Annotated in this window: 1 protein-coding gene; it reads left to right on the top strand. The window is 60.9% G+C overall.

Annotated elements, in window-relative coordinates:
- Positions 1-189 precede the first annotated feature (189 nt).
- A partial coding sequence (locus tag EN846_RS33680) for a hypothetical protein (RefSeq protein ID WP_095806157.1) occupies positions 190-417 on the top strand: 228 nt, incomplete at its 3' end.

Raw genomic sequence — 417 nt, 5'->3', positions numbered from 1 at the left:
GGGTCAAAAGCCCGAGGATGACGACGGCGCGGGGAATGGCCCGCTCCTTCTCCCCGTGTAATGGGATGGGAGAGGAAGCGTTCTGCCGATTCTCATGGAACTCGAGACCGAGAACGCAGTTCACTAGTGCGTGGAATCGCAGGGACTTCAAATTTGACGGTCGCGAGGACCCGAAAGCGAATGAACGCGGTGCCGCCGAAGGAAATGGACGTCGTCCTGCAGCAGCTCCCGCTGAGGATCGGCGCCTATGTGCCCGACGATCTGCTGGAGGATTGGTTCGCGCCGGGAACGGGCATGCGTCCCGTCAGCGCGGCAGCGCTTGCCGCCGCCGCCAGCTACGCACGACGGTTCGAATGTGAGTTCAAATACTATCCCGAGAGGATGGAAGGAGTGTTCTGGAAATGGGTTCCTGCGATC

Origin of the sequence: Mesorhizobium sp. M4B.F.Ca.ET.203.01.1.1, from assembly GCF_004791025.1 — a bacterium.
GTDB classification, from domain to species: Bacteria; Pseudomonadota; Alphaproteobacteria; order Rhizobiales; family Rhizobiaceae; genus Mesorhizobium; species Mesorhizobium abyssinicae.
The sequence above is the reverse complement of the archived record's forward strand: the minus strand, read 5'-3'. Positions and strand labels throughout refer to the sequence as shown.